7 protein-coding genes are annotated in these 6,000 nt (G+C 53.2%); 3 read left to right on the plus strand and 4 right to left on the minus strand.

Features of this window, described 5'->3' with window-relative positions:
* Nucleotides 1-275: 275 nt before the first annotated feature.
* Both VB712_RS19825 and VB712_RS19830 read right to left on the minus strand, forming a co-directional pair.
* Nucleotides 276-821 (minus strand): hypothetical protein, encoded by a 546-nt coding sequence (locus tag VB712_RS19825; protein ID WP_323257970.1) that lies wholly within the window; start codon nt 819-821, stop codon nt 276-278.
* Between the two features lie 201 nt (nt 822-1,022).
* A complete protein-coding gene (locus tag VB712_RS19830) occupies nt 1,023-1,808 on the minus strand; it encodes a PD-(D/E)XK nuclease family protein (protein ID WP_323257972.1) in 786 nt (261 codons plus the stop codon).
* A 117-nt stretch (nt 1,809-1,925) separates the two neighbouring features.
* Here VB712_RS19830 and glmU point away from each other — a divergent pair, with 117 nt between their 5' ends.
* Complete coding sequence (glmU, locus tag VB712_RS19835; protein WP_323257974.1) at nt 1,926-3,284, plus strand: bifunctional UDP-N-acetylglucosamine diphosphorylase/glucosamine-1-phosphate N-acetyltransferase GlmU; 1,359 nt, start codon at nt 1,926-1,928, stop codon at nt 3,282-3,284.
* A 20-nt stretch (nt 3,285-3,304) separates the two neighbouring features.
* Here the strand turns inward: glmU and VB712_RS19840 are convergent, their stop codons facing one another.
* Nucleotides 3,305-3,577: a YggT family protein gene (locus tag VB712_RS19840; RefSeq protein ID WP_323257976.1), complete on the minus strand. Its 273-nt coding sequence runs from the start codon at nt 3,575-3,577 to the stop codon at nt 3,305-3,307.
* 132 nt (nt 3,578-3,709) lie between these two features.
* On the opposite strand from VB712_RS19840, the gene VB712_RS19845 reads away from it, so the two are divergent.
* Both VB712_RS19845 and VB712_RS19850 read left to right on the plus strand, forming a co-directional pair.
* Nucleotides 3,710-3,964, plus strand: coding sequence for a MoaD/ThiS family protein (locus VB712_RS19845; protein ID WP_416236414.1), 255 nt, complete (start codon nt 3,710-3,712; stop codon nt 3,962-3,964).
* Between the two features lie 76 nt (nt 3,965-4,040).
* Entirely contained in the window at nt 4,041-5,141 is a 1,101-nt protein-coding gene (locus tag VB712_RS19850) for a hypothetical protein (protein ID WP_323257980.1), read from the plus strand.
* Between the two features lie 80 nt (nt 5,142-5,221).
* Here the strand turns inward: VB712_RS19850 and VB712_RS19855 are convergent, their stop codons facing one another.
* Nucleotides 5,222-5,851, minus strand: coding sequence for an alpha/beta hydrolase (locus tag VB712_RS19855; protein ID WP_323257982.1), 630 nt, complete (start codon nt 5,849-5,851; stop codon nt 5,222-5,224).
* Nucleotides 5,852-6,000 lie beyond the last annotated feature (149 nt).

Raw genomic sequence — 6,000 nt, forward strand, 5'->3', positions numbered from 1 at the left:
TTTTAATCTGATTCACAGTAATCCCTGAGGGGAGTTTGGCCGATTCACCGCCGCCACCCCTAGAGGGGGGAAACGTTGAAAACAAACCCGAACCACCACTAGACTCCAGGATAGGGCAGTGGTGTTAATCCCCATGAATCAAAGGAATTACAAAATTTCCAGTCTATAAGTTTGAGTCAGTTTTCAGATTAAACCGTTTCTGGATTCCTGAGTATCTTTGTTAAGAACTGTATCAATTTATGGCCAGTGGAGACAGGATGAGGATCGATCAAGGTCTAGTCCCGGCTTTCCTCCGGTCGGGTTTCCCCAGGGGTTTCCACCGTTAGCGCTGCATCGGGGGTGACGGCCATCGGTTGGGGCGGATTGGGGTGGGGCAATTTCCACTGACCTTGGCGTAATCCCATCAGCCATTGCTTGAGGAGGGGTTTATACAGGTAAATTAAAATGCCCAAGGCACAAAACACCGTGATCAAGTTCCCCCGAGAGCCAAACCCAAATTTCGCTAACTCTGCTCCCAGGAGAATCCCTTGGGCGATCGCCGTCCCCCGAAAAAGTTGAGGTTGATAGTTCTGTACGAGGCTAATACTGAAATAAAGGGTTAAAAAGCCCAAAAGCAGGGTCAACGCCGAAAGGAGCGTCAGGGACAAATTGCCCACCAAGGGAAAACTGGCATCAACGCGCTCGCTCGCTTGAAATCCACCCCCCAAAACCACTAATGCCCCTTTTTGGATGACAAGCAGAACACTGAGGGGAATAGTGATCAATGCGCCGATAAACTGTAAACACACGACAATAGTGAGATCTTTGGTGACAGTGTTCATTGGAAGTAACCTTGGCCAGGGTAGTGATCAGGATTATGGGGCGATTATGATTGGATTCTATGATACTTAGCCGTGATGGGAAGTGAAACTTTTTCCATGACACAAAACTCAATCTTACAATTTGGCCCACAAGGGTTGGGGATAATGTAGGGCAGTAGGGGCAGAACCTGAGGGTGACATTGGCATTCAAAGACAGGGCCCTTAGGGTGATCCCCTTGGGGGCGCGGCTTGGTTCACCAGCAATTGCCGCCAATGGAGAGGGGAAATTGTGACGGTTTCCTGACGTTGACAGGGGGATTGAAAGGGGCAGGAGCGGCAGATGGCGTTTTGTTGATGAACCTGAGGAAAGGGAATGCCCTGATCTTGATAGGCAGCTTGGGCCATTTCTAAGGCCATTAAGGACTGCCGGAGATGCCCTTGTGTCTGTTGATACCATTGCTGGTCATAGTCAAAGATCTCGGCTTGAACGGAGTTGTCGTTCCCAACGATCCAATAGGCCATCGTAATCTGTTCGGGGGCATAGTTTGAGGTTGCCGCGAGGACAAAGGGATAGAGTTGGGTTTGCCAATTTTGTTGGAGGATGGAGCGAGGGGGAGCGGTTTGATAGGTTTTCCAATCAAAAATAAAGGCGCGATCGCCCTTCACCATTAACAGGTCATAGACCACCGTTAACGCCACCCCATCCCACACCAGGGTTCGGCTCTGCTCCGCCGCTCGGCTGATGCTGGCATCGGTTAAATCCGGTACAGCGGTTAACAGGGCATCATACATCGCCTTTAAGGGGTCATCCGGATTGAGAATTGTCTCTAGGGGTAGACCCAGTTCTCGCTGCTGCATCAGTTGGTGGAGGCGGCTACCGCGATCAAGCTGGGCTTGATGGTGGGGGCTGATGGGCGCGTTTAATTGATCAATATATTGATATTGATAACGGCGGGGACATTTTGTAAAGGTGTTGAGATGGCCTTGGGAGAGGCGGAGGAGGGACATAGGGCGTAGGGGCGGACAATGGGCCCCGGCGATCGGTTTTGGGGTGGGTTGTAGCACTGGGGGGCAACCTGTGGCAACATCACAGGTGGAATCTGCACATTTTTTAACGATTGAGCAATGGTAGCGGTAGCAATTTTGGCAGCGGGGCGCGGCACAAGGATGAAGTCGGATTTACCCAAGGTACTCCATTGCATCGGGGGTAAAACCCTGGTGGAGCGGGTATTGGGAAGTTGTGAAACGGTGAGTCCAACGCGGCGGTTGGTGATTGTGGGGTATCAGGGCGATCGCCTCCGGGCCGCCCTTACCCCCTATGGGGATCTCGAATTTGTCGAGCAGGCCCAACAGTTAGGCACGGGTCACGCGATCCAACAATTATTAACCCCCTTAGGGGATTTTGCCGATGATCTCCTCGTCCTCAATGGCGATGTTCCCCTACTGCGGCCGGAAACCATTGCCGATCTCTTAGCCACCCATCGCCGCCATGATAACAGTGCCACACTGTTAACGGCCCAGTTGGCGGATCCCAAGGGTTATGGCCGGGTGTTTTGTGATCTTGACAATCGGGTCGAGAAAATCATTGAGGATCGCGACTGCACCCCCGCACAGCGGGAGAATACGCGGATTAACGCCGGGATTTACTGCTTCAACTGGCCCCAACTGGCGGCGGTGTTGCCCCAACTCTCCAACGACAATGATCAGCAGGAATACTATCTCACCGATGTTTTTGGGATGCTCGATCGCGTCATGGCGGTAGATGTGGGGGATTTGGCGGAAATTACCGGCATTAATGACCGGCGACAATTGGCGATCGCCGCTGACCTGCTCCAAACCCGGATTAAAGATCACTGGATGCGCTCCGGCGTAACGCTGATCAACCCCGACAGCATCACCATCGACGACACCGTAACCCTCGCCCCCGATGTGATCATCGAACCCCAAACCCATCTGCGGGGTAACACCACCATTGCCACCGGCTGCCACATCGGCCCCGGTAGCTTGATTGAAAATAGCACCTTGGGAGAAAACGTCACGGTGCTTTACTCAGTGATTAGTGATAGCACCGTTGCCGCCCAGACGCGCATCGGCCCCTATGCCCATTTGCGCGGCCATGCCACCGTGGGCGAAGCCTGTCGCATTGGTAATTTTGTCGAATTGAAAAAGACGCAACTGGGGACAAAAACCAATGTTTCCCACCTGTCCTATTTAGGGGATGCCACCGTGGGCGATCGCGTCAATATCGGGGCCGGCACAATCACCGCCAACTATGACGGCGTGAACAAACATCAAACGATCATCGGCAACGGCAGCAAAACCGGCTCCAATTCCGTCCTCGTTGCCCCCCTCACCCTCGGGGAAGGCGTAACCATCGCCGCTGGCTCCACCGTCACCGAGAATGTAGGAGATGATGCCCTCGTCATTGCCCGCGCTCGCCAAGTCGTCAAACCCGGCTGGCGATTAACGCCCCCGGAAGCTTAACCTGACCAATCTCAAAAATTCTAAAGCATCCGCAATAAACCCTGTTGCCCTAACAGCAACTCCCGCACCAAGGCAATAATTCCCACCCAAATAATCGGGGTAATGTCCACCCCGCCGAGGGGGGTGATCAGCTTGCGAGTGGGAGCTAAGAAGGGTTCTGTGGGGATAGCGATCAGGCTCCAGGGGAATTTTTGCAGTTCCACCTGGGGATACCAGGTCAAAACGATCCGGAAGATAAACAGCACAATCATCAACGCCAAAAAGACCCCTAACCCTAGGTTGATCCAGTCCATTGTTTGCCCACAGAGTCACAATCATTCGCCATTGTACCCTAAGGCTTAGACGAACTGGGTGAGCGACACAATCCCAGCAGTGGCAGTAGGAGAACCCCTTAAGGCTAAGATCGAGATCGTCCCATTGCAGAGATGTCGATGATCACGGTTCACGTTAAGCTTTTTGCCATTTACCAAGAAGCCTATCAAGCCTCAGAAATTGATGTAGATTTGCCCCACAATGCCCCCGTGGTGGCGGTATTGGATCGGGTGATGGCGGCCCATCCCCAGTTAGAGCAGTGGCGATCGCACACCCGTTTTGGCGTTAACTTCCAATTCGTTCCCCCTGAAACCTGCCTCCAACACGGCGATGAAGTGGTATTAATTCCCCCCGTTAGTGGGGGTTAGGGGAAAACCCGGAGCAGGCAAGACTTGGGGTGAAGTTCACGATTAAAATCAAAGATGATCCTCCTTTGCTAATCCCATGGCTGACGACATTCGCCGGTTTCCCTGCCCCCAATGCGGTGCAGACCTCGCCTTTGCCCCCGATGTAGCTCAATTGCAATGTGGCTACTGTGGTTGGGAGGATACTACACCCCCCGCTACCCAAGGCAAGGTGCAAGAACGCGCCTACGATCGCTATTTCCAAACCCAAGCCACCCAACTCGTCACCCTCTCCCAGACCGCCCTCAGCGTCAATTGTGATAACTGCGGTGCCAGTATCACGTTTGAACCGCCTCAAACCGCTGGGCAATGCCCTTTTTGTGCTGCCGCCATTGTGGCCCAAGCCCACAGCCCCGATCCCGTCCTCGCCCCCGAAGGCCTAGTTCCCTTTACCGTCGGCCGCCGCGAGGCCCAGAATCAGATTCAAAAATGGCTCAGTAAAATCTGGTTTGCTCCCAATGCCCTCAAAAAATTAGCCCAACCGGAAAAAATCCAAGGGGTCTATCTCCCTTTTTGGACTTACGATGCTCAAACCCGCAGCCGCTACCGGGGCGAACACGGCACTTACTACTACACCACCGAAACCTACACCGACAACAATTCTGAAGGTAAATCCGTGCAAAAAACCCGCCAAGTCCGCCATACCCGCTGGCGATCGGCTCAGGGGAACGTATCTCGCTTTTTTGATGATGTCTTAATTCCCGGTACAACGTTGGTGGAGCGGCGTAGGCTCGATGCCCTTCAGCCCTGGGGTTTTCCCGACTCCGTTAAACCCTATGATTCTTCCTATCTAGCGGGCTTTGAAGCGCAGCGGGCGCAAGTGACGTTAGAACAGGGCTTTGAGCAAGCCCAAGGGGTGATGGCGGAGCAAATTCGCGAGGATATCCGGCGGGATATTGGCGGCGATGAGCAGCGGATTCATTCCGTTGCCACAGATTATGCTCAGGTGACGTTTAAACATTTGCTCCTGCCGGTGTGGATGGCTTCCTATCGTTACCAAAACAAGAGTTATCAGGTGTTAGTCAATGCCCTCACGGGTCAAGTCCAGGGAGAGCATCCCTACAGTGTTTGGAAAATAACGCTGGCGGCATTAGCGGGGGCATTGGTGGCGATCGCTGTAATCTGGATCTTCACCCAGTAGGGGCGAAAAAATTTTCGCCCTCTTGTTGCTAAAGGGATTGAATGAAGGTTTGGGCGATCGCTTTTTTCGCCCTCTTGTTGCTAAAGGGATTGGATGAAGGTTTGGGCGATCGCCAACGCCGCTGGCGGAATATCATGGCCCATCGTCGGCAATTCATGATAAGCCAACGCCACGCCCAACCCCGTCAATTCCTGCTTTAAATCCTGAGCCGCTGCGAGGGGAACAATGGGGTCTTGCTGGCCATGGATCATCAACACCGGCGGGTTAGCCTTAACGCTCAACGGCCCATGGCCATAGCCACTAATACTACACAACCCCGCCAAAGGTAACTGTAGCCCCACATCCAACGTCATCGCCCCCCCTTGAGAAAAACCCAGCAACACCGTTTTACTCAAAGGAACCCCAGTTTCAGTTTCCAAACTGGGCAACCAATCTAACAGCATCCGCCGCGACTGATCCAAACCCGTTAAACCCGTTAATTGCCAAGTGGCTAAATCACCATTTTCCAAAGCATACCAAGCCCGCCCCCCCGGTACTTGGGGATGGGGAAAGGGGGCATTGGGGAAAATAAATTGATAGTCCGGCAGGTTAAAAGCGGGGGCCAACCCGACTAAATCCTCCAAATTTGCACCCCAACCATGGAGAGCAACGAGGAGACGCTGAGGCGGTTGATTGTTTTGGGGAGGGATGGCAATGAAATCGAGGGTCATGGGTTGCACAGTAATCAGGACATTGAACAAAAAGAGCGACGCACTCCCCCACCTCGCCGCAGGCAGGTGGGGGTCAAGGAGCGGTGGGTCTTAGTCGTCCTTTTTGAGCGACATAAAACAGTGTCATGATGTTAAAATTCTCCCATGAA

Origin of the sequence: Spirulina sp. CCNP1310 (assembly GCF_034932185.1) — a bacterium.
Taxonomy (GTDB): domain Bacteria; phylum Cyanobacteriota; class Cyanobacteriia; order Cyanobacteriales; family Spirulinaceae; genus Spirulina.